A 22,552-nucleotide genomic window follows, 5' to 3' on the forward strand; every position below is an offset into this window, starting at 1 on the left:
CCGGTGGGGCACTTATTCATTTTCCTTGACCTAAGGTTCATTTTCCTTGACCTAGGGCTCACTTATATATTAAGTACAAACTTACCGAAGTGCCCACCTTTGTCGAGCATTGGGAAGAGATCTACTTCTGGAGCTTTGCCTTGCATCACGCCTATTTGCACGATGGTTCCGTACATTGCCGCTACATCATAATTTCGCTGTACATAAGTGCCCGCTATCAAGTCGAGCACATAATCTACCCCTCTACCTTCGGTATGCTGTTTCACTACCTGCACAAAATCCTCTTCTCGGTAATTAATGGCTATATCGGCTCCTAATTCAATGCTACGGATTTGGTTTTCTTTATTCGATACAGTAGTAAAAATCTGACTAGCACCAAAAGCCTTTGCAAGCATCGTAGCCGTAGTGCCAATCCCCGATGCACCCCCGTGGATAAGGATAGATTTACCCTCCGTAAAGCCCGCAAATTGAAAGAGGTGTGCCCAGACCGTCATAAAAGTTTCTAAGAAACCTCCAGCTTCCGTGAGAGACAAGCCCGTAGGAATGGGAACCGTATTTTCTGCTTTGGCAACGGCATATTCGGCATAGCCTCCGCCTTGTATAAGGGCGCAAACCTCCTGCCCTACAGCAAAAGTCCCAGCACTATCGGACTGCACCACCGTACCCGAAACCTCAAGCCCTGGGATTTCGGTTACCCCCTTCGGAGGGGCATAAAGCCCTTTTCTTTGCATTACATCTGGACCATTAATCCCCGCCGTATGCACCTTGATAAGGAGCTCATCGTGCTGAGGAGTAGGTATAGGTACCTCTACAAGCGCTATAACCTCTGCACCACCTGCTCCATTAAAGTGTATTGCTTTCATTGTTTCAACTTATTAAAACAGGTGCAAATATAGAGCATCATAGCTGGTGAGACAATTATCCTGTGGCTACTGGCTTTTGGCTCATACCCGATAGTTCTAATAATGGACAGTAACTTTTAGGCATATACATATCCTTTTTGAAGGAGGATATTCTACTCATTGAAGGAGGTTTATTACTTTTTTTCTCATCGGAGGCATTGATTAGAGGCATTGCCTCTTTTATTATTTCATCGGAGGAAGAATACAGCATTTCTAGCTTCATCCAACCCACTGCGTGGGGAATACTTACACCGTAGCCGGTGGGGCAATTAAAAACAATTGCCTCACCTGCAAGATGTGATCCCCACACAGTGGGCTAGTGGCAGGTGGGTTGGGTATGGGGGGAGGCATTAGGCTGGTGGATGTGTAGCACTTCGGATTTTGGGGAAAGGTAGGGAATGCCAAGCTGCAAGCCCCGAAGGATGAATAACGCTCCCATAATGAGCATTAGGATAGGGATGAGCTTGAGGATTTTAATCCTCAATGCTTGTGTCATTAGATTGCCGAGGAACACGATGACAAACATAAAAGGTAAGGTGCCAAGACCAAAGAGCGCCATAAAGACGGCACCCTCCTTCACTCCGCCGTAGGCAAGCGATGCGGTAAGCGCCATATAGACCATTCCGCAGGGCAGGAGACCGTTGAGCACCCCTGTGAGGTATCGAGAGGAGTAGCCCGAGCGCTGCATCATTTTACCTAAATTGATTTTAATCCTTAGAAGAAGGCGATGCAGAAGCGGTATTTTGGCTGAGAAATCGGCACTGCCGAAGGAGAAAATCGCCATAAGGATAAGCGCTACGCCAGCAAAGAGGCTGAGGTACTGCTGAAGCCCTACGATGCTCAGCCCCTCGCCGAGGATACCGAAGACCGCTCCGAGTAGGGCATAGGTCGTGATACGCCCAAGCTGATAACTGAGGTTTTGCAGGTAGAAACCGAGCGCTCGCCTACCCGTAAGACCGAGCGAAAGCGCTATGGGGCCACACATACCAATGCAGTGAAAGCCCGACGCAAAGCCGAGCCCTAATGCTGATATGATAAGCCCTATTTCCATTGTATATCGTAATCTACTTGATAACTTTCTCCGTCTTTATTCCAGCTGAGCTTTAAGGTATAGCTCCCCCTCTTCAATACGGCAGAGGGTATGGTGTAGCGATGGGCATTGAGCTTAAAATGCTGCTGTACATCAAGGTTTTTGTCATCGGTTCTGTACAGATAGAAGCTAAAATGGGCGTTATCATTATTAATATCCTCTGGAAAGGAGATTTCTATACCGCTGCTCTGGAGCTGTACGGAAGGAATCTCTTCCAATGCTGCTGCACGGTTTTTAGCATCGATTACTTGCTGGTACATTAGCTCTTCCTGATAGTAGTTATCCGTGATAAGCTCTGAATTTTGCATCGTTTGGGTGAAATAGACCACAAGCCCCACGATGAAGATGATGAACGAAACCAATGCTACCAATATGCCGTGCCCCCAATTGAATTTCATACTTATAATTTCTATTAATGATTTTGTTTTGTACTCTATGGGCAGCTAGAACTGCATCTTAAACGGCCCTTCGTAATAGGTTTCGTAAGAATCTATCATCTCGCCATTAGCATCAAATACCCCAATTAGAATGCTTTGCTTGGCGAGGCTAATCTCTTCCTCTGGGAACTGAATATTGATAGTTCCTTTTAATATGGCGTCTCGTTTTACGGTGATTTTATCGCTACCGCTGTAGAGCACTGTGCCATTAGCTGGCGAGAGCACCTTGAATGATACGGTAATATCTCGGTTGGATTTATTCAGCAAGGTATAATCATAAGTATTATTTACCTTACCGTCTCTGATGACATAGGTGCTGCCCGCAGGTTTGATGAACTTCGCCTCCATAATGCCTCTGTCATAAAGAAGATAGCCGAGGAAAGCGATAAGCCCCACAAGGACGAGGGCATAGAGTTTCATCCTAAGGGTAAAATGGAATTTGGTTTCGGATTCTATCTCTGCCTCTGTAGCATAACGGATGAGCCCTTTGGGGAAACCGACTTTCTCCATCACCTCATCGCAGGCATCGATACAAGCAGTGCAATTCACACACTCGAGCTGCTGACCATTGCGAATGTCTATCCCCGTAGGGCATACCACTACACACTGGTTGCAGTCTATACAGTCTCCTTTACCGAGTGCTTGGCGGTCTTCATTCTTTTTCCACTTAGCGCGCCCAGCGGTACCTTCCCCTCTCTTGAAATCGTAATATACATTGATGGTTTCTTTATCAATGAGCACTCCCTGCAATCTTCCGTAAGGGCAAACGAGGGTGCACGCCTGCTCTCTGAACCACGCAAAAACGAAGTAGAAAGTAGCAGTGAATAGAACCATTACCACAAAGTTGGTCGTGCGTACGAAAGGACCTTCTTTCATTATTCGGAAGACTTCCGCGTAGCCCACTACATACATAAACATAAAGTGGGTGATGATAAGAGAGATGGTGATATAGATGCTCCATTTAAGCCCTCGCTTACGGATTTTCTCCCAGTCCCACTTCTGTTTATCGAGCTTTATTTGCTTGTTTCTGTCGCCCTCTATCCAGTATTCTATCTTGCGGAATACCATTTCCATAAATATGGTTTGAGGACAAATCCAGCCACAGAATATCCTTCCGTACGCTACCGTAAATAAGATAATGAATACCAGAGAAGCGATAGCTCCTAATGCTAAGATGAAAAAGTCCTGCGGATAGAAAGGCTGACCGAAGATGTAAAACTGCCTGTCGAGTATGTTAATCATCAGGAAAGGGTTGCCGCTAATCCGAATAAATGGAGTAACGAAAAACACCGTAAGCAATCCTATTGCGACTATAGTTCTGTAATCGGTATACTTCCCTTTCGGTTTCCTTGGGTATACCCATTTCCTCTTTCCAGATTGCTCCATAGTACCTACGGAATCTCTGAAAGTTTCGGGGTTGAGTACTTGCCCTTGTCCGCCTTTTATTTCTGATTCTTCCATTGTTAATCTTGTTAATCATTAGCCTGAAACCTCTGTTTGAGGCTAAGAAATTAGATTTGATTTATTGTGAAAGCAAACGGGCTTAATGCTCTACGCTTTAAGCCCATTGCATAAGTTATGCGCTCTGCTGAGAGCGGCAGTACGCGGATGAGCTACTACTGCCAGTGAGCTTCGTCGCCTTGTGGTGCAGCACCGCCTTTATCCTGAGTAACGGGAGGCTGCTCTTGGTTGATGTGATAGACATAGGCAGCTACATTCTGAATGTCTTTGCCAGTGAGTACGCCATTCTTACCAAAAGCCTGCATAGAAGGGTTGTTGGGCGAGCCATTCTCTACCACATTAAAGATATTCTTAAAGAGGGTTTTCTCTGGTTGGTTTATCCAGTAGTTATCGGTAAGGTTGGGTCCTATACCTCCTTTACCGCCCTCTAAGTGGCAGGATACACAGTTGGCTTTAAATAATTCTTCACCAGCGCTAATGTTGTCCTGAGAATAGGTAGCATTATCTATGGTAATGATGTTTTTAGGGTCGGCTTCATACGCAGCGATACTTGCGAGCTGATGCTTGTATTCTTGCTCATATTCTTTATCTGCATTGGCAAAATCTCCTACACCTCCAAAGTAGAATATAATATAGACTACGCAGTATACCACTCCTATCCAGAATAGCCCGAGCCACCATTTTGGGAGCTGGTTGTCGAGCTCCATAATGCCGTCGAAGCCGTGGTCTATAAGGATATCTTTTTCCTCTGCAGCAGATTGCTGTTTAAATGCACTTCTGTACATTCTTACGAAGTAAGGAATCTTTTTCTCTGTGAGGTAAGCCTGCTTTTCTGCATCGGAGAGTCTGCTTAGCCTCTCTTTTTCCATTTTATTGCCAATAGAGTGGCTGATAAGCGCCATCAAGATACCGAATACCGCAGTACCGATAAAGTAAGGCGAGAGTAGAAACGATAAGTTCTGAATAATCATATAGAACAACATAAATAGCAATGAAAGCACTACTAAAATATTGATGATAAGGGGTGTTCTTTGTTTCATTTTCGTTATAATTTAGTTAAACCAATATCTGTATTCTCTTCCTGTTTTTCGTCTTCCAAAGGGATATTCTGCTCCTCTTGGTAGTATTTCTTCGGTCGGCTGATAACATACCACACCAGCGCCATAAACACAAGGATGAAAAGTATCATTGCCAAAGTCTGAAACAGACCTGAATACTCACCACCAGCGACGATATCTTTAAAACTTTGAGGAATCATTCTATATATTGATTAAGTGAAAGGCAAGAGCTGAGGGAAGTACTGCCACAGCCCTTTGCCTTATGATTAGTTATTACTTGCTGTTTTTATTTCAGTGGTTTTAATATCTGTACCAAGCCTTTGGAGGTAAGCAATAAGAGCGGTGATTTCTCTTTCCTCTAACGGGATAAAGTCAGCACCCTTTTTAGCCTTTTCTTTCTCTATTGCTTCCTTGATATCTGGCGCTTCTTTGTAAATATCTCTTACAATACCTGCTGCTTGATTATTAGCCCAAGTGTTTGCAGAGTCTATCTCGGCTTGAGTATAAGGTATATCATAAACATCTTTCATAAACTGGATTTTATCTTGGGTAAGCGACCTGTCCAGCTTGTGAGCTATCAGCCAAGGGTATCTCGGCATAATAGAACGAGGAGATGTTAATCTTGGGTTATACATATGCTTGAAGTGCCAAGAACTTGGGTTCTTACCTCCTTGTCTGTGTAAGTCTGGCCCTGTTCTTTTAGAGCCCCAAAGGAATGGTCGGTCATAGACGAATTCACCTGCTTTGGAATATTGTCCGTTTTTACCATTAAATCTTACCACTTCATCACGGAATGGACGAATCATCTGAGAGTGGCAAGAATTACAACCCTCACGGATGTAGAGGTCTCTGCCTTCCAGCTCGAGAGGAGTATAAGGCTTCACCGCTGTGATGGTAGGCACATTTTCCTTTACGAGCAAAGTAGGAACAATCTCTAAGAAACCACCAATAGCCAATGCAACAAATGAAAGAATACTGAAAAGAAAAGGCGTTCTCTCTAACCAAAGGTGATAGCCTTCGCTTTGTTTTCTGTTTTTACTGATTCGAGCCAATGCAGGAGCTTCCGCAGGAACTTCTTTCTGGAAAGAGCCCGCTCTTACAGTAGCAATGACATTAACTACCATTAGAATAGACCCTGAGAGATAAAGTACTCCACCTAAGAATCTCATCTTATAATAAGGGAGAATTGCAGAGACTGTATCTAACCAGTTTTTCCATACAAGGGTACCATCGTCATTAAACTCTTTCCACATCAAGCCCTGAGTAAATCCAGCGATATAAAGCGGGATAGCATAGAATATAATCCCCAATGTACCTAACCAGAAATGCCAGTTTGCCAGTTTAGTAGACCAGAGTTTGGTTCTCCACATAATAGGAATGAGGTAGTAAATCATACCGAATGCTATAAAGCCATTCCAGCCGAGCGCACCAAGATGCACATGCCCGATAACCCAGTCCGTATAGTGCCCAATCTTATTTAAAGTTTTAGTTGCCAGAATAGGTCCTTCAAATGTAGCCATACCATAGCAGGTAATCGCCACTACAAAGAATTTAAGGATAGGATTATCCCTCACCTTATCCCAAGCGCCTCTCAGGGTAAGGAGACCATTAAGCATACCTCCCCAAGAAGGAGCGATAAGCATTACTGAAAAACCTGTTCCCAATGCTTGAGCCCAGCCTGGTAAAGCCGTATACTGAAGGTGGTGAGGCCCCGCCCAGATATATACGAATATTAATGACCAGAAGTGGATGATAGATAATTTATAAGAGAATACAGGTCTATTGGCTGCCTTTGGAACAAAGTAGTACATAAGACCCAAAATAGGCGTTGTAAGAAAGAATGCCACAGCATTATGCCCATACCACCATTGTACCAAGGCATCTTTTACCCCTGCATATGCAGAATAGGATTTCCAGCCAGTAAAGGATAATGGGACTTCCAAATTATTAAAAATATGAAGCATTGCTACTGCAATCCAAGTACCTATGTAGAACCAGATAGCAACATACAAGTGGCGAACCCTCCTCTTGGCAATGGTTCCAAACATATTGATACCGAAAATAACCCAGGATATAGTGATGAGAATATCGATAGGCCATTCGTGCTCAGCATATTCCTTAGAGGTATTAATCCCCATTAAGAAAGTAATCACCACAGCAACAATCATAATTTGCCAGCTCCAGAAATGTATCCAAGAAAGCGTATCACTAAACATTCTTGTTTTGAGCAACCTTTGCATTGAGTAATAAGCCCCTGCAAAAATGCAGTTCCCAACGAATGCAAAAATCACTGCCGAAGTATGCAGCATTCGGATTCTCCCAAAGCCAAATGCACCGTGAGTGTCAATTAATCCTTGAAGCCCTCCTGAACCTATTTCCCTTAAACTCTTAATCGTAGGGTCATCAGTACCAAAAATAAACTCTGGTAATTCAGGATAGAAAAGCATAAGTGCAGCCGTGAGTCCTAACAAGAAGCCTACAACCCCAAAAATGATTGTAGCATAGAGGAAAGCTCGCACAATGCTGTTGTCGTAACTAAACTTTTGTACTTCCATATAAATCTATTTTATTTTTTCTCGTTGTTTAATTCGTGGTTTTCATTTTGTTTTGCTTCATCATCAAATAAAATTCTCACAGCAGGAGACTCATCATCTTCAAACTGCCCCTTTTTTACATTTATAATAAATACAATAAGGAAGATTAAAGCCAATGACACGCTACACAATATCATTAAGTATAGAATATCCATCTGTTTCAGAGTATTTCGAGGCAAAATTAATGAAAGAATTGATTTTATTAAAGGCAATAAAACCCTGATTAATTGATATAAACTATAACGAAAATAGGGATAATCTATGTTGATTGTTAATTATTTTTAGTCTATTTTATGATTAATGAAATCGATAAATTTAAAATAATGATATACTGCTAATTATATTATAATAAAGGAAAAATCGAATGAAAATACAGCTTCATAAAAAAAGCATATCACTTCTCTCTTAGAGGGAAGTGATATGCTAAATATCATCATTTTTTATTATGCTATACTCTACATAAATAAAAGATATTTAAGTCTTTATATCTTTATTTTACAGGTTCAGGATTACCTAATGAGAGCATTAAAGCTTTGTCTATTTTCTTCTGTGAGGCATATTGAGCACCACATACTAGACTTGTGAACAAATAGCTTCCTTTCTCTACTACTATAGAGTTTTCTTTTTTAGTAGGAACAGGGAGACTGTATTTCTTACCACCAGCTCCCTCCATACGCACGATAATATTACAGTCGGAAGTGTTTTCTATCATAACAACCGCCTCTTTAGAAGACGGGTCATTATCAAATAAAGAGTTAAGTAGATTCACAGATTTTTTCTTCTGCTCTGCAGGAGATATGGATATAAGCTTATTAAATTCTGCTTCTTCTGGATTTACATAATTTGCTGTACCTGCAGCCATAGCTACTGCAGAGCCAGAGTTTCCGTGCTGATATTGCTTATAGATATTTTTAGCATCATCTTCCGTCATATTACTGCTGTTAATGAGATCTTCTTTAATCTTGGCAACTTGTCTTTCACGGATTTTTGCACTAAACTCCTGAAAAGTCATCTTGGTAGATGGATGCTTTTTTAGTGTAGCAAGCATATCCTGCATTTGCGATACCCTTTGGTCAAAAGGAAAAGCATTCTGTATGTACTCCTCAAGGAGTTGCATAAGTCTTGGTTTTAATACAGCTCTCCTTTGGTCGTTAGGTGCTGCATCTCTTAGAAAGGCATCAAGTTCGTAAATATTATAACTCTTCATAATATTACGATAGTTTTTCTTTTGGCTCTGAGCACCCACAAATACAAAAGAGAATATACCTAAAATTAATAATAACTGTTTCATATCATTTGCTTTTTAATTATTTTCTTTAAGAACTCTATAATAATATTTTTATTTTACTTGAATACTCAATTCATCCAATTGCTCTTGATGTACAGGAGACGGAGCGTCTATCATCACATCTCTTCCTGAATTGTTTTTAGGGAAAGCGATATAATCACGAATCACTTCATTCCCATCTAAAATAGCAACCAATCTATCAAAACCAAAGGCCAAGCCGCCGTGTGGAGGCGCTCCGTATTTGAAGGCATTCATCAGGAAACCAAACTGAGCTTCAGCATCTTCTTTGGTAAAGCCTAATAAATCAAACATTTTGGATTGAAGCTCTTGATTAAAGATTCTGATTGAGCCACCACCGATTTCATTTCCGTTGAGAACCAAATCATAAGCATTAGCTCTAACTTTCCCAGGCTCTGTTTCTAAAAGAGGGATATCCTCCTCTTTTGGTGAGGTGAATGGATGGTGCATAGCGTGGTATCTTCCAGTTTCTTCATCCCATTCGAGAAGAGGGAAGTCTACTACCCATAGCGGAGCAAACTCATTGCCCTTTCTTAAGCCTAATCTATTGCCGAGCTCCATTCTAAGAGCCGAAAGCTGAGCACGAACCTTATTGGTTTCTCCACTCATTACGAGAATTAAATCTCCTTTTTTAGCATTAAACTTATCCGCTATACCCTTTAAATCCTCCTCGTTATAGAATTTATTCACAGAGGAAGTGAGGGTTCCATCTTCTTGATACTTAACCCAAACCATTCCGCTTGCGCCGATTTGTGGGCGCTTTACCCAGTCGATAAGCTCATCTATTTGCTTCCTTGTGTAGTCCGCTTTTCCTTCTACATTGATACCTACTACGAGTTCTGCTTCATCAAATATTTTGAAATCTTTACCTTTTACAACTTCATTGAGCTCAATGAATTCCATTCCAAAACGAATGTCTGGTTTGTCATTACCATATCTTTTCATTGCCTCATCAAAGGTCATTCTTGGAAAGTCACCAATGGTGTTGCCTGTAATTTCTTCTAAAAGTTTTTTAGCCAAACCTTCAAAGACTTTCATAATATCTTCCTGCTCCACAAATGCCATTTCGCAGTCTATCTGTGTAAATTCGGGCTGGCGATCGGCACGCAAATCCTCATCTCGGAAGCATTTCACAATCTGAAAATACTTATCCATCCCTCCTACCATAAGCAGCTGCTTAAAGGTCTGCGGAGACTGTGGCAAGGCGTAGAACTGCCCCTGATTCATCCTACTCGGTACGATAAAATCCCTTGCTCCTTCGGGAGTAGATTTAATTAATACGGGAGTTTCAACTTCTATGAAACCCTGCTCTGAAAGGTAATTTCTAACTTTTTGAGCGATTTGATGTCTGAAAATTAATTTATCCTTTACGGGATTTCTCCTGATGTCCAGATATCTGTATTTCATTCGGAGCTCCTCACCGCCATCGGTTTCGTCTTCTATGGTAAAAGGTGGAAGCTGAGATTCATTAAGAATATGTAGATTTTCAACTAATATTTCAATTTCCCCCGTTGGGATTTTAGGGTTTTTAGAAGTTCTTTCTATTACTTTACCTTCTACTTGAATAACAAACTCGCGCCCAAGTTTTTTTGCTTTTTCGAGTAAGTCTTTGGACGACCTTTCTTCATCTAAAACAAGCTGAGTGATGCCATATCGGTCTCTCAAATCTACCCAAATCATAAAGCCTTTGTCTCTGATGGTCTGCACCCAACCAGCAAGGCTAACGGTCTGATTTAGATTTTTTAGAGACAGCTCTCCATTAGTATGTGTTCGGAACATAATTGATTATTTTTTATCTCCCTCTTTTTAAGAAAGTAAATGCAAATATATTATAAAAATCCCTTTTTCAGCAAAGAAAAAGGGATTTCTAAAACTTGAGTTCTAAATACTCATCTATTTAACGATAATCTTTCTGGTTTGAGAGGCTCCACCGTAAGATACTTTTAAAATATAAGTCCCTGTGGATAGAGATTGGAGGTTGATTTCCTTTTTATAAAGCCCTGTTTGGTTAGAAAGAGTAGTTTCATATACTTTTTTACCACTGAAGTCGTAGAGTTCTGCTGTACCTTTATTGTTATCCTTTTCTTTTACATCAAAAAGTAGGGTAGCTTTTTTATCTACAGTAGGATTTGGATAGATACCAAAATCAGCTTTTTTATTTAAGTCTTGTACACCGAGCTCTTCAGTGATGTTTTTATATTTAAAGGATAGGTTACCCGTAACTGAACCACTCATTCTGGTAAAGTACATTCTATAGTAATTAGCACCTTTTTTTACATAATAGACATAGCGATCTTTTAATATGAATTGAAAAGAATTACTATCAAAATTTTTCCAGTCATGCCCGATTGTGGTAATCATATCAGAAAATTCAGATTCCTTAGGCTCATCAAATTTAACGGTTGCTTGAGTTTCATCTGTATGTTTGGCAACTCTAAGGTTAAGATTTTGCACAGCTCCTACAGCATATAATCCTATGTCATTCAAATGGTATCTTTCAAACATTAAGTCCCAAGTGGTATCATTAGGCTCTGCATTATTAATAATGAGGTCTCTTTCCCTAGTACTATGTTTATAAAACTGGTAATAATCAAACAATGCTTTTCCCTCTCCTTTCGGAATAGTAAATGTTCTTGTTGCTCCCCATTCATTTATCCCAGCACCAGTCCAAAAAGCATATTTAATAAGATAGTCTCCTTTTTCACTTCTCTCTTCAATCATAAACTTTCTGTATTCTGGGTATTGGCTGTAATTATGCTTAATGATGAAAATCTTATTTCCTTTTATTGTATTCTCCTTTTCTTCCCACCATTTTACTTGCTGTAGAGCTCCGTTATAGACTTTATCGGTTTCATTTGGGTTATATAGCGCCTCCTTTTCCTTACCAGCAACTATATCTTCTGCATTTCCTATTTTATCCCAATCGCTTATATCATTACTTACCAGATAGGCAGACATTCCATTCATATCATTAAGCCTTGTACCCACTTCCTTACCTCTATAGAAAGCAATATCCCAGTTTTTTGCTCTTCTATTTTCAATAGCTCCATTATCAAAATTAAAGTATGCTCTTTCATAGTAATTCTGTTTAAGAGAAAGATTTACAGTAGAGTAGCCATTCTCGTCTGTATTTTGTGCAAATGCGCTAATAGAAGTACTTGCTACAAGAGCAATAGAATAAAATAAGTTTAATTTCATTGTCTTTTAATTTTTTTTAATAATGGGTACAAATGTACATAATAATCTTACATTAGTCTAATTATTTGGACGTAATGGGTTATGAATGTATGAATACACGGTAATCAACGGGGTTGAGTGCATAGTAAATCAAAGACTATGATTTAAATCATAGTCCTTATTTTATATCATCTTTTAGGTTTTTCTTTCCTTTTTTATCCTCTCTGCTAATGTTAGGATATTTCCTAAGCATATCTTCAAAGAGGTTATCATCCAGTTTTAATGCTTTTTCTAAAGATTGTTTACCCTCAGACTTATTATTCAAGTTGTAATAAGCATTGCTCAGTTGATAGTAGAGCTCCGCCCGCTGATGCAGGTTAAGCGCCCTATTAATTACTGTTACTGCTTCTTCATATTCCTCTATAAGCATTAATACTTCTGCGTAGGCATACCAGTTATAGAAGCCTTCGGGTTCGGTTTCAGTGATTTTTTTAAGGCATTTCAAACTGTCTTCAAAACGGTTAGAATCGATATAGAGAAAAGCCAGCCTCTTGTAATACTCAATATTATTTTCATTGAGGGAAATCGCTTCTTCTGTATAATAAATCGCTTCTGCCACACTCCCTATTTGTTCATACAAAAACGAAAGCTCTACCATAGAAAGATAAAACTGAGGGTCTTCTTTTAGAGATTCCTTAAAGGTGTGTATGGCGTTGAGAATGCTTTTCATCTCTTTATAGCAGAGCCCTATTCGGTAGAAGGTATACGCTTTTGTGTATTCTTGGAGTAGCATTTCCTGATAGGTTTCTATTGCTTTCTCCCAATCTTTCATCGCTTCGTAGCAAGCTGCTTTATTAGAGTAGATACCTACTGCTTCACTGTTGATGGCTAAAATATAATTAAACCCTTTGATCGCTTCTCTGTAATTCTTCCTGTTGAAGTAGAACTGCCCATACTCAAACCAAGCAGTCTCGGAATAAGGGTATTTATCGAGATAGGAATTTAAAAATTCTATTGCCTCTTTGGGTCTTTTCAATTTTGCATAGCAAGACATTATGTTTTCGAGTGGGTAGGCATCATTTGGGTCTGCTTCCAAAGCGTTTTTATAGTAGTTTAATGCAAGAAAAGGTTCATCTAAATTTATATACTCATCAGCGATGAAGTTGTAGAGGAAATTTTCTTCCTCACCATATTCCAATGCTTTTTTGCAATAATCTATCGAGCGTTTTGGGTTTCCAAGGCTGGAATAATATTTTGCACAGCAAACCAAGAAATCCATACTGTCCATAGAGATTTCCTGCAATTCGTTGATTAATTTTTTTGCCTCAGAATATTGCTCCAATTCCAGCAGTACTTCCAGGCGTTTTGTTTTGATTTCAATAGAGTTTGGGTGTAGCCTGGAGGCATACCGCACAGCAAGCTCAGCATAGTTTATATCTCCTATTTCAAGGTAATAGATGATAATATCTTCCAGCTCATCCGTATCAAAATAATACTCGTCATTATTCCCCAGCATTTCCTCAAAACGTTGAACGAGCCCATTTTCTAAAAATTCTTCTTCCAAATTATTTGTTTTAAATCAATGATAAGAGATGTAAAATTTCTTTATCAATGCTGCAAATGTAAGCAGATTAAAATTAATACTCTCTTAAATGAATATTTAAAAATTAATTGAACTATCCCTAAACAGTGATAGCTCAATTAATATATTAAGAAAAATCTCGCGATGCCTACGCTATGATAAGTTTGATTTCATTAATAAAGCGATCCGCCAGCTCATCGGCTTCTTTTTGGGTTTTCGCTTCGGTGTAGATGCGGATAATCGGCTCTGTGTTGGACTTTCGGAGATGCACCCAACCGTCAGCAAAGTCTATCTTCACGCCGTCTATTGTGGAGATTTCCTCATTGCTGTACTTTGTTTTCAGTCGTTCTAATACCTTATCTACATTGATTTCTGGGGTGAGTTCTATTTTCTTCTTGCCCATAAAATAAGCGGGATAAGTCGCCCTAAGCGCCGATACCGTTTTATTCTCCTTTGCCAAGTGGGTGAGGAATAATGCCACCCCTACGAGCGAATCCCTTCCATAATGCAAATCTGGATAGATAATCCCGCCATTGCCTTCACCACCGATAACGGCGTTTTTCTCTTTCATTAGATGGACTACATTTACCTCGCCAACGGCACTGGCAAAATAACCAGACCCGAGACCACTCGCCACATCTCTCAGCGCTCGGCTCGAGGAGAGATTAGATACCGCCACACCTTTTTTATGCCTCAATAGATAATCGGCTACGGCTACCAGCGTATATTCCTCACCAAACATCTCGCCCGTCTCGTCTATCAGTGCTAATCTATCCACATCGGGGTCTACCACGATGCCGAGGTCGGCTTTCTCCTTCTTCACCCGTTCGCAGATGTCTGTCAGGTGCTCTTTTAGCGGCTCTGGATTGTGTGGGAAGTCTCCATTGGGCTCGCAGTAGAGTTTCACCACTTCGCAGCCGAGCTTTTCAAGCAGCGGAGGGAGCGCCAGCCCACCAGTGGAATTAACGGCATCAAGGACTACCTTGAATCTCTTTTGCTTCACAGCCACTGTATCTACCATCGGCAGGGCAAGGATTTTCTGAATATGAATATCAAAGCCATCTTCTCTATTTTCGTACTTACCGAGAGCATCTACTTTGGCATAATTAAAATCTTCGCTTTCGGCGAGGGCTAATACCTCAGCGCCGTTTTCAGCATTGATAAACTCACCTTTCTCGTTGAGGAGTTTCAGTGCATTCCATTGTTTTGGGTTATGGGAAGCGGTGAGGATAATCCCCCCATCGGCTTTTAGCTCTGGAACCATCACTTCTACTGTTGGTGTGGTGGATAGCCCAAGGTCAATCACATTAATCCCTAACCCTTGCAAAGTAGAGGAAACCAATGCAGAGACCATTTGCCCTGAGATTCTTGCATCTCGCCCAATAACGAGGCTCAGCGCTTTCTTTCCTTTTTTGTTTTGGAGCCAAGTACCAAACGCAGAGCTGAACTTCACCACATCGAGAGGGGTAAGGTTCTCATCTACTCTCCCACCAATCGTACCTCGTATTCCTGAAATAGATTTTATTAAAGACATAAAAATATTGCTTTTAAAAATGTATGCAAAAGTACTTAAAAAACTCCACACCTTGCAGGTGTCGCACCCACTCGCGTAGGGAGCACTTAGGAATAATCGCCCCACCGGCTACGGTGTAAGTGCTCCCCACGCAGTGGGGGATTGCTGCAGTGTCCAGAGGCGATGGTAGATGCCCTGCTGGGCAAGGAGTTCTTGGTGAGTGCCTCGTTCGGCAATACTTCCTTCTTCAAGTACGAGTATTTGTTGGGCTTTACTGATGGTAGATAGCTTATGTGCGATGACTACTACGGTCTTTTCCTTTACGAGTTCTTCTATTGCCTGCTGTATATAGACTTCATTTTCTGGGTCAAGGCTTGCGGTAGCTTCATCTAAGAGTACGATAGGAGCATCTTTTAGGAGTGCTCTTGCGATGCTGATGCGTTGTTTTTGTCCACCTGACAGCTTACTTCCTCCTTCGCCTACGGGGGTATGTAGCCCCTGTGGTAGCTCATCTGCAAAGGAGAGGACTTGTGCTCGCTCAGCGGCTGAGTGTATTTCAGCTTCGGTAGCAGTGGGTTTGCCGACCTTAATATTATTATAAATAGTATCATCAAAGAGATAGACCTCTTGGAATACTTCGCTGATAAGCCCATAGAACTTCTCTTGGCGTATGTTTCGCACATCAATGCCTCCAATGCGTATCGTTCCGCTATTCACATCCCAGAAGCGTGCGATGAGGGAAGCGATGGTCGTCTTTCCCGAACCTGAATGCCCTACAAGTGCCGTCATTGAGTGCTCAGGTACGCTAAAACTAAGCCCTTTCACCATTAGTTTATCTTCTAAATAACCAAAATCTACATCCTCAAAACTAATGTCATAGCTTGTTGGGAAATCATCTTTAGCGGTCTGCATTGTTGGTTCGTTCAGTACGCTAATCACCCGTGTCATACTCTCGTTCATATAGCGAATCATCAGGTAATCTACCAGCAGTACTTTGATTGGGCTATAAAGCGTATAACCTAAGATAAGGAAAGTGAGCAGTACGGGTACCGTAATCTGATGATGGGTAAGATAATAGATTCCGAGTGCAATCATCACCAAAAAAGCAAATTCCAATAGGATAAACGAGAGGGTAACGCTCGGTCCTGGTATGGTTTCCAATCGAATGCTCTTACGCTTAAGGTCGGCATACATCGCTATAAGATGTTTATAATTCTCTCCTGTGTATCCATAAGATTTCAGGTGGCGTATGCCCTGTACATACTCTAAAAATTGTGCGGCAGATTTATTTCGTGCCTGCACTTGCCCTTTACTCAGCTGTAGCTTATCTACGATATAAGCACCGCCTTTGATGAATGGGTAGAGCAGCGGTAGGGCTGCCAGTAGGCAGAGCGTCAGTTGCCAATTGCAAAAGAAAAGGAAGCCCGAGAGCATTACAGTACCGAAGATGGCTGCACAGAGATTCCCAAAACTATGGCTAAAGATATGCTCAAAAGTAGCTACATCTTGTAAAATAACGGCTCCAATCTCACCTGGGTCTCGTTTCTTGAAAAATCCGAGTGAAAAGCCTTGTAACTTATTCCCCAGAAGTATGCGTACCGTTTTACCTATGCCATATACCCAAAGGTTAGAGCTTATCATAGCACGAGCGGCTACGAAAAGCTGCACGATAAGCAAAACGAGCATTGAGAGGAGTACAGAATACATCACCCACATTCGGGGTTGAGGAGAAAAGAGCTCCCAGAGTACTACGAGTAAAAATCCTGAAGGCGCTGCCACAAACCAGCTGTGGATAATCTGTAAAAGTATCGTTTTGCGCGTACCCTTAGGGTCTAACGAAGTAATATATTTAATGTTTTTATACATAATTTTCTTTTTTCTTTGAGTGATTTCTATTGTCCCATTTGCCAGCTCGATGCCCTTTGATGTGCCTCCCACATTCTGCGGTACAGCGCTGAATTTTCTAAAAGCTCGGTGTGCGTACCTGTGCTGTTTATTTCCCCTTTATCAAAAACGATAATCTGATCTGCATCTGTAATCGTACTGAGGCGATGCGCAATAATCATTACCGTCTTATGATGAATCAGCTTTCTAATGACCTGCCGTATCTTGTGCTCATTCTCTGGGTCGGCAAAGGCAGTGGCTTCATCCAAGATAAGAATAGGAGCATCTTTGAGCATAGCTCGTGCAAGCTGGAAGCGTTGCTGCTCACCTCCGCTCAGGTGCACTCCATCTGCCCCGAAAGGCGTATCATAGCCCTGAGGGAGGCTGAGTATCAGGTCGTGAATTTGTGCCGAGCGGGCAGCATTCTCTATCTCTTCGCGGCTTTTATCCATTCCCATACGGATGTTCTCATACATCGTCTGCTGAAACATAAAGCTGTCCTGAAAAACAAAAGAAACCTGCTGCATCAGTTGCTCAGGGGGGAGCGAGCGTATATCCACTCCTCCAATACAAATCCTGCCCTCTTGTATGTCCCAAAACCGTAGCAGGAGCTGTGCTACTGTGCTCTTCCCTGCACCTGATGGGCCTACCAAAGCGGTAAGCGTGCCTTCTTTGCACTCAAAACTGAGGTTGTGGAGTACTTTATGCTCACCATCGTAGGCAAAACTTACATTCTCAAAACGGATATTATAGCCCTCTGCAGGCGGATGGCTCTCATTAGAATAGCTGAGCTCTGGCTCATTGAGAATACCATCGATCTGCTGTACTCCCCGCTTGATGAGCTCTAACTGCATCACCATATTGCTCATCACCAGCACAGGGCGGATATAGCCCGTACCCAAGATAAGGAAGAGCATCAGGGTAGCGAGGCTAAGCCCATTGTGGAAGTAGAGGTAGAGCCCCACCGCTAATACAGGAAGTATGGCATTGCTTGCAAAGCTCATAAAGACAGCAAAAGGTGTGGAGCTCGTGCGAATCCATTCGCTGACGAAATAGTGGAAATTCTTCACCTTTACGCCGTATTTTTCAAAACTTTCGGCGGACTGCTGGAAGATCTTCATCACGGGGATAGCGCGTACATACTCCACAATGCCCGCATTCATCTCCTCGAGCGAGGCGTTGTATTGATCCACGAGCTGTCGCTCTTTCTTGGAGGCGAAGAGCGGTAGCAGTATCCCCAGCAGGACTAAGGGGAAGAGGCTTGCGAGCGCCAACCGCCAGTCCTCACTAAAAAGATAGGCAATCGTTACAAGTGGCAGTACGATAGCCTTTACAAAATCAGGAATTTGATGAGCGATGAAGGTCTCGATGCGCTCTACATCATCGGAAAGGATTTTCTTAAACACGCCCGAGTTGCGGTGGGTCAAGTATCCCATCGGCAATTTGCCCACTTTTTCAGTGATTCGTTTTCGCAAACCGAAGAGGATATTAAATGCTGCAATATGCGAGAGCATACCCGAGAGCAAAAAGGCAAGCATACTGATGAGCACCGCAAATGCTGCCCACCATAGATAGCGGTCTATTGTGCTAAAGTCTGGACTGCTGTGGGTAATCTCGCGCAAAATATAGAGCACTAATATATAAGGAACCAAGCTGAGGAGGACGAATACTCCCGCTAAAATACAGGAGCCGATGAGGAGCCCTTTGCGCTCGCCTGCTATTTCTAAGAGCCGTTTCATTATTTATTGATTAATAGTAGGTGTTGTTCGTAGTTTTTGGGTTGTCTGAGAAAAAAAACCTCCCTTTTTTTATGGTAAAGAGGGAGGCTGAGTTTCATTTGTTCGCAATCCCCTTAGGGTTTTGGGTCTTTCTTTTTGCTGGGGATTACCTCTCGTTTAAAGTGGGCTATCTCGGTGTTTAGGTAGTCGATAAAGTCCTCGTAAGGGGCAATTCCTTCTATCAGGGCAAGGGCATTGACCATTTTTACGAGTTCTCGGTAGGCGTTGTCAGAGTTTTTTCTGGCTTGTTTCAGTGCGCCTACTGCTTGGGTTGAGCGTTCGTCGGTTCGTTTGCTGGTCAGCCTGCGGACTTTCTCGTTTGCTATTTTCAGTTCGGCCACGAATGCTGTAAGCGAGAGGGTAGTGATTTGCGGGGCGTATTTCGTCTCCAAATCATCAATAAAGTTGAGGAGCATTCCTGTCTCTTTATCCAACTGGTCTTGAGGGTTTATGGAGTAGTCCTTAATGTGCTGCCACAGTTCCTTTGCAGCGACTTCTATGGAGGCTACGGGGAGTTTTCTATAGCCATCCACCACTTTTTTATAGCCCGAGTAGATGCTATCTCTCAGCTCATCAGCGGCGGCGATATCGTCTGTAATGAGGGATTTCTGGGAGAGGAGCATTGCCTCGTCTTCTTTGTTCAGGGCATCGTTCAGGTTAGTTGCCAGCGCGCCCAATTTTGTTTTGAGGGTGTTATTGCTTTGCACCCTATCATTCACATTCTTAATAAACATGAAATGCGCTCCGTTGTTTAGTCTTACTAAACTGATGTCATTGATGTCTTTCATAATAGTATCATTTAAAAAAAGTTAGATATGAGAATTTTCTTTGAGTATTTCCATTAACTCACAGTACAAAGGTATAAAAACTTTTGATATTTATAAGTTATATAAATAAAACAACCTGTTTTCAAGTGAATATTGATTATCCGAAACTTAAAAGCAACAAGATTCACGCGAATTTTCCTCCGATGAGAAAAATATTAGCAAGATTCACGCGAATTTTCCTCCAATGAAAAAAATATTGACAAGATTCACGCGAATTTTCCTCCAATGAAAAAAATATTGACAAGATTCACGCGAATTTTCCTCCAATGAAAAAAATATTGGCAAGATTCACGCGAATTTTCTTCCGATGAGAAAAATATTGACAAGATTCACGCGAATTTTCCTCCAATGAGAAAAATATTGGCAAGATTCACGCGAATTTTCTTCCAATGAAAAAAATATTGACAAGATTCACGCGAATTTTCTTCCAATGAAAAAAATATTAACAAGATTCACGCGAATTTTCTTCCGATGAGAAAAATATTGACAAGATTCACGCGAATTTTCTTCCGATGAGAAAAATATTGACAAGATTCACGCGAATTTTCCTCCAATGAGAAAAATATTGACAAGATTCACGCGAATTTTCCTCCGCACCGTAGCCGGTGAGGCAGCTACAGCGTGGCAGGCACTTAGCCACGGTGTGGCAAGCGATTATTTCTAAGTATGCTCTATGCAGTGGGTGGATGGGGCGATTATTTTTAAGTGCGCCCCACGCCAGTGGGTGGGAGAGGGTTTAGGGGTGAGAGTTTAGGGCAAAGTTTTATGAGCATCCGCAGCCTTTGTCGCAACCTTTATTATTTTTTGAGGAAAAGGTGTTTTTAATCTTCCTGTAAATGGAGTAGCACGCGAAAATAACGACCAATGCGAGCAATATGTACTGAAAAACTAATGAAATTTCCATCTTGTTTAGGGTTTTTTGTTATTTAAAAATCTGATAGACGAAGAGAGAGGCGATGTAGGCAATCCCCGTCATCCCGACCAGCTGAAGGAGGGTGAGCTTTATGCTCTTCGTTTCCTTATAGACGATGGCAATGGTAGAAATACACTGCATTGCAAAGGCATAAAACATCAGGATGGAGAGCCCTGTAGCGAAACTGAAGACCTTTGTACCATCGGGTTTGAGGTCGGCTTGCATTTTTTCTATAATCTTACCTTCGGGGGCGTCTTCATCTAAGCTGTAGAGGGTGGAGATCGTTGCCACGAAAGTTTCCCTTGCTGCAAAGCTGGTCAGAATACCTATACCCATCTTCCAATCGTAGCCGAGAGGTTCTATTGCGGGCTGTATCACGGCTCCGACCTGTGAAAGATAAGAATCTTTAAGCTCTACATCGGTGGCAACCCATTCATCTTGGTTTTTACTCTCCCCGAAATAGCTCAGCACCCAGAGGATAACGCTTACGGTGAAGATAACCTTACCCGCCCCAGTGATAAATGCCCAGACTTTGCTCAGTGTGAGCTTCAAATCCTCCCACCAGAGGGGCATTTTATAGGTTGGCAAATCCATCACGAGGAAAGAGGGTTGGTTAGACTTAATGACTTTTTTCAGTACGAATGCGGAGATGAGCGCCATTGCAAACCCGAGGAAATACATCAGCAGGAGCATTAATGCTTTGTAACTAATACCGAGGAAACTTTCATCTGGGATAATAAGGCTGATGATGATGCTATAAATCGGGAGACGAGCAGAGCACGCCATAAAAGGCGTTACTAAAATCGTGATGAGCCTTTCTTTTACATTCTCGATATTCCTTGCTGCCATAATCGCAGGCACGGCACAGGCGGTTCCAGAGACAAGGGGCACAATACTCTTGCCATTGAGCCCAAAGGGACGGAGGAGTCTATCCATCAAGAAGACAACCCTTGCCATATAACCAGAATCTTCGAGCACATAGAGGAGATAAAGGAGGATGAAAATCTGAGGTGCAAAGACCACAATAGCCCCTATACCTGGTATGATGCCGCTGGTGATAAGGCTATTGATAGGACCTTCGGGGAGGAGACTTTCTGTAAGCTCCTGTATAGCTCCAAAGCCATCTTCAATCCATTCCATAGGATATTGAGCAATGGAGAACACCAGCTGGAAGATGAGCAGAAGGAGCATAGTAAGGATGATATAACCCCAGAACTTATGCACGAGAACTTTGTCGAGCTTCTCGGTGAGGAGCTCTTTAAACCCTGCCTTTTTGGTAATAATCCCCGTGAGGATTTCATCTATATTCTGATAGCGCCTTACGGTCTCCTGTACCTGAAGCCTTTTGATATTAACACCCCTATCTTTTGATAGCGAGGAGGCATAATCTACCCACGCACGGTATTCATTCGAAGTGTCTAATACAGATTCTGAGATGAAACGCTTTTGCTCCAAAGGAATATGGAAAGAAGGAGTATCGGTAGATGTATATTCTGCATTGAAGAGGGATTCTCTAAGCTCATCTACTCCGATATTATCTTTAGCATTGGTGGTAATGACCTTTACGCCGAGCTTTTGCTCCAGCATATCGATATTTATGTCTATACCTCGTTTTTTCGCTTGGTCTATTTGATTAATGACGAGGATAAGGGGAATGCCCAAGTCCTGAATCTGGCGAAAGAGGAGCAAACCTCGCTTGATGCTGAGTGCTTCGAGGAGGTAGATAATGCCATTGTATTCGTTTTGGGAAGAGAGGAGCTTTTCGCTAAAAACCGCTTCATCTTTAGAAGTCGGATAGACACTGTACGAACCTGGGAGGTCTGTAATGATGACTTTCTCTTCCTTATAAATATAGTCCCCCGTAAGGCTGGATACGGTAACCCCCGCATAGTTCCCTGTTTTTTGTTTTCGGTTGCAGAGGGCATTAAAGAGGGTAGATTTACCCACATTTGGATTACCTACGAGGAGAAATTTTTTGGTATTTGAGGTGGTATTTGGTTGCATTATCTTTTATTTATCGTCGTTTTGGA

At 41.8% G+C, this 22,552-nt stretch carries 19 protein-coding genes; all 19 read right to left on the reverse strand.

Annotation, left to right across the window (positions count from 1 at the left end; all coding sequences use genetic code 11):
* Positions 1–62: 62 nt before the first annotated feature.
* The gene (locus DBX24_RS03660; RefSeq protein ID WP_160224017.1) at positions 63–863 is read right to left on the reverse strand and encodes an NAD(P)H-quinone oxidoreductase; all 801 of its coding nucleotides are present in this window, start codon (positions 861–863) and stop codon (positions 63–65) included.
* A gap of 55 nt (positions 864–918) precedes the next feature.
* Positions 919–1,212: a hypothetical protein gene (locus tag DBX24_RS03665; RefSeq protein ID WP_120488324.1), complete on the reverse strand. Its 294-nt coding sequence runs from the start codon at positions 1,210–1,212 to the stop codon at positions 919–921.
* 6 nt (positions 1,213–1,218) lie between these two features.
* Positions 1,219–1,953: a sulfite exporter TauE/SafE family protein gene (locus tag DBX24_RS03670; RefSeq protein WP_160224018.1), complete on the reverse strand. Its 735-nt coding sequence runs from the start codon at positions 1,951–1,953 to the stop codon at positions 1,219–1,221.
* Positions 1,944–2,390 carry a FixH family protein gene (locus tag DBX24_RS03675; protein ID WP_160224019.1) on the reverse strand — a complete coding sequence of 149 codons (447 nt, stop codon included), beginning with the start codon at positions 2,388–2,390 and terminating at the stop codon, positions 1,944–1,946. The genes DBX24_RS03670 and DBX24_RS03675 overlap by 10 nt, the downstream gene beginning before the upstream one ends.
* Positions 2,391–2,435: 45 nt before the next feature.
* Positions 2,436–3,890, reverse strand: coding sequence for a cytochrome c oxidase accessory protein CcoG (ccoG, locus tag DBX24_RS03680; RefSeq protein ID WP_160224020.1), 1,455 nt, complete (start codon positions 3,888–3,890; stop codon positions 2,436–2,438).
* A gap of 155 nt (positions 3,891–4,045) precedes the next feature.
* Positions 4,046–4,930 (reverse strand): c-type cytochrome, encoded by an 885-nt coding sequence (locus DBX24_RS03685; protein ID WP_160224021.1) that lies wholly within the window; start codon positions 4,928–4,930, stop codon positions 4,046–4,048.
* A gap of 5 nt (positions 4,931–4,935) precedes the next feature.
* Positions 4,936–5,148, reverse strand: a complete 213-nt coding sequence (locus DBX24_RS03690) for a cbb3-type cytochrome oxidase subunit 3 (protein WP_120488319.1) — start codon at positions 5,146–5,148, stop codon at positions 4,936–4,938.
* 66 nt (positions 5,149–5,214) lie between these two features.
* Complete coding sequence (gene ccoN, locus DBX24_RS03695; RefSeq protein ID WP_160224022.1) at positions 5,215–7,503, reverse strand: cytochrome-c oxidase, cbb3-type subunit I; 2,289 nt, start codon at positions 7,501–7,503, stop codon at positions 5,215–5,217.
* 11 nt (positions 7,504–7,514) lie between these two features.
* A complete protein-coding gene (gene ccoS, locus DBX24_RS03700) occupies positions 7,515–7,697 on the reverse strand; it encodes a cbb3-type cytochrome oxidase assembly protein CcoS (protein ID WP_160224023.1) in 183 nt (60 codons plus the stop codon).
* A 335-nt stretch (positions 7,698–8,032) separates the two neighbouring features.
* Positions 8,033–8,833 (reverse strand): DUF6759 domain-containing protein, encoded by an 801-nt coding sequence (locus DBX24_RS03705; RefSeq protein ID WP_160224024.1) that lies wholly within the window; start codon positions 8,831–8,833, stop codon positions 8,033–8,035.
* Between the two features lie 48 nt (positions 8,834–8,881).
* On the reverse strand, positions 8,882–10,627 hold the full coding sequence (gene aspS / locus DBX24_RS03710; protein WP_160224025.1) for an aspartate--tRNA ligase: 1,746 nt from the start codon (positions 10,625–10,627) through the stop codon (positions 8,882–8,884).
* 114 nt (positions 10,628–10,741) lie between these two features.
* Complete coding sequence (locus DBX24_RS03715) at positions 10,742–12,046, reverse strand: T9SS type A sorting domain-containing protein (RefSeq protein WP_120488314.1); 1,305 nt, start codon at positions 12,044–12,046, stop codon at positions 10,742–10,744.
* 157 nt (positions 12,047–12,203) lie between these two features.
* Positions 12,204–13,541 carry a tetratricopeptide repeat protein gene (locus DBX24_RS03720; RefSeq protein ID WP_160224695.1) on the reverse strand — a complete coding sequence of 446 codons (1,338 nt, stop codon included), beginning with the start codon at positions 13,539–13,541 and terminating at the stop codon, positions 12,204–12,206.
* Positions 13,542–13,755: 214 nt separating this feature from the next.
* Complete coding sequence (glmM, locus tag DBX24_RS03725; protein WP_160224026.1) at positions 13,756–15,141, reverse strand: phosphoglucosamine mutase; 1,386 nt, start codon at positions 15,139–15,141, stop codon at positions 13,756–13,758.
* A gap of 108 nt (positions 15,142–15,249) precedes the next feature.
* A complete protein-coding gene (locus DBX24_RS03730; RefSeq protein ID WP_160224027.1) occupies positions 15,250–16,986 on the reverse strand; it encodes an ABC transporter ATP-binding protein in 1,737 nt (578 codons plus the stop codon).
* A gap of 26 nt (positions 16,987–17,012) precedes the next feature.
* Positions 17,013–18,743 (reverse strand): ABC transporter ATP-binding protein, encoded by a 1,731-nt coding sequence (locus tag DBX24_RS03735; protein WP_160224028.1) that lies wholly within the window; start codon positions 18,741–18,743, stop codon positions 17,013–17,015.
* Positions 18,744–18,856: 113 nt separating this feature from the next.
* The gene (locus tag DBX24_RS03740) at positions 18,857–19,570 is read right to left on the reverse strand and encodes a DUF6261 family protein (protein WP_160224029.1); all 714 of its coding nucleotides are present in this window, start codon (positions 19,568–19,570) and stop codon (positions 18,857–18,859) included.
* 802 nt (positions 19,571–20,372) lie between these two features.
* Positions 20,373–20,513, reverse strand: a complete 141-nt coding sequence (locus DBX24_RS09555) for a FeoB-associated Cys-rich membrane protein (RefSeq protein ID WP_486598971.1) — start codon at positions 20,511–20,513, stop codon at positions 20,373–20,375.
* An 18-nt stretch (positions 20,514–20,531) separates the two neighbouring features.
* Entirely contained in the window at positions 20,532–22,526 is a 1,995-nt protein-coding gene (feoB, locus tag DBX24_RS03745; protein WP_160224030.1) for a ferrous iron transport protein B, read from the reverse strand.
* Positions 22,527–22,552: the final 26 nt, after the last annotated feature.

Source organism: Bergeyella cardium (assembly GCF_009914665.1).
GTDB classification, from domain to species: domain Bacteria; phylum Bacteroidota; class Bacteroidia; order Flavobacteriales; family Weeksellaceae; genus Bergeyella_A; species Bergeyella_A cardium.

Coding starts and splice junctions, on each gene's coding strand:
- DBX24_RS03660 (WP_160224017.1), bottom strand. CDS start 863: ATGAAAGCAATACACTTTAATGGAGCAGGTGGTGCAGAGGTTATAGCG.
- DBX24_RS03670 (WP_160224018.1), bottom strand. CDS start 1,953: ATGGAAATAGGGCTTATCATATCAGCATTAGGGCTCGGCTTTGCGTCG.
- DBX24_RS03675 (WP_160224019.1), bottom strand. CDS start 2,390: ATGAAATTCAATTGGGGGCACGGCATATTGGTAGCATTGGTTTCGTTC.
- ccoG (WP_160224020.1), bottom strand. CDS start 3,890: ATGGAAGAATCAGAAATAAAAGGCGGACAAGGGCAAGTACTCAACCCC.
- DBX24_RS03685 (WP_160224021.1), bottom strand. CDS start 4,930: ATGAAACAAAGAACACCCCTTATCATCAATATTTTAGTAGTGCTTTCA.
- DBX24_RS03690 (WP_120488319.1), bottom strand. CDS start 5,148: ATGATTCCTCAAAGTTTTAAAGATATCGTCGCTGGTGGTGAGTATTCA.
- ccoN (WP_160224022.1), bottom strand. CDS start 7,503: ATGGAAGTACAAAAGTTTAGTTACGACAACAGCATTGTGCGAGCTTTC.
- ccoS (WP_160224023.1), bottom strand. CDS start 7,697: ATGGATATTCTATACTTAATGATATTGTGTAGCGTGTCATTGGCTTTA.
- DBX24_RS03705 (WP_160224024.1), bottom strand. CDS start 8,833: ATGAAACAGTTATTATTAATTTTAGGTATATTCTCTTTTGTATTTGTG.
- aspS (WP_160224025.1), bottom strand. CDS start 10,627: ATGTTCCGAACACATACTAATGGAGAGCTGTCTCTAAAAAATCTAAAT.
- DBX24_RS03715 (WP_120488314.1), bottom strand. CDS start 12,046: ATGAAATTAAACTTATTTTATTCTATTGCTCTTGTAGCAAGTACTTCT.
- DBX24_RS03720 (WP_160224695.1), bottom strand. CDS start 13,541: ATGCTGGGGAATAATGACGAGTATTATTTTGATACGGATGAGCTGGAA.
- glmM (WP_160224026.1), bottom strand. CDS start 15,141: ATGTCTTTAATAAAATCTATTTCAGGAATACGAGGTACGATTGGTGGG.
- DBX24_RS03730 (WP_160224027.1), bottom strand. CDS start 16,986: ATGTATAAAAACATTAAATATATTACTTCGTTAGACCCTAAGGGTACG.
- DBX24_RS03735 (WP_160224028.1), bottom strand. CDS start 18,743: ATGAAACGGCTCTTAGAAATAGCAGGCGAGCGCAAAGGGCTCCTCATC.
- DBX24_RS03740 (WP_160224029.1), bottom strand. CDS start 19,570: ATGAAAGACATCAATGACATCAGTTTAGTAAGACTAAACAACGGAGCG.
- DBX24_RS09555 (WP_486598971.1), bottom strand. CDS start 20,513: ATGGAAATTTCATTAGTTTTTCAGTACATATTGCTCGCATTGGTCGTT.
- feoB (WP_160224030.1), bottom strand. CDS start 22,526: ATGCAACCAAATACCACCTCAAATACCAAAAAATTTCTCCTCGTAGGT.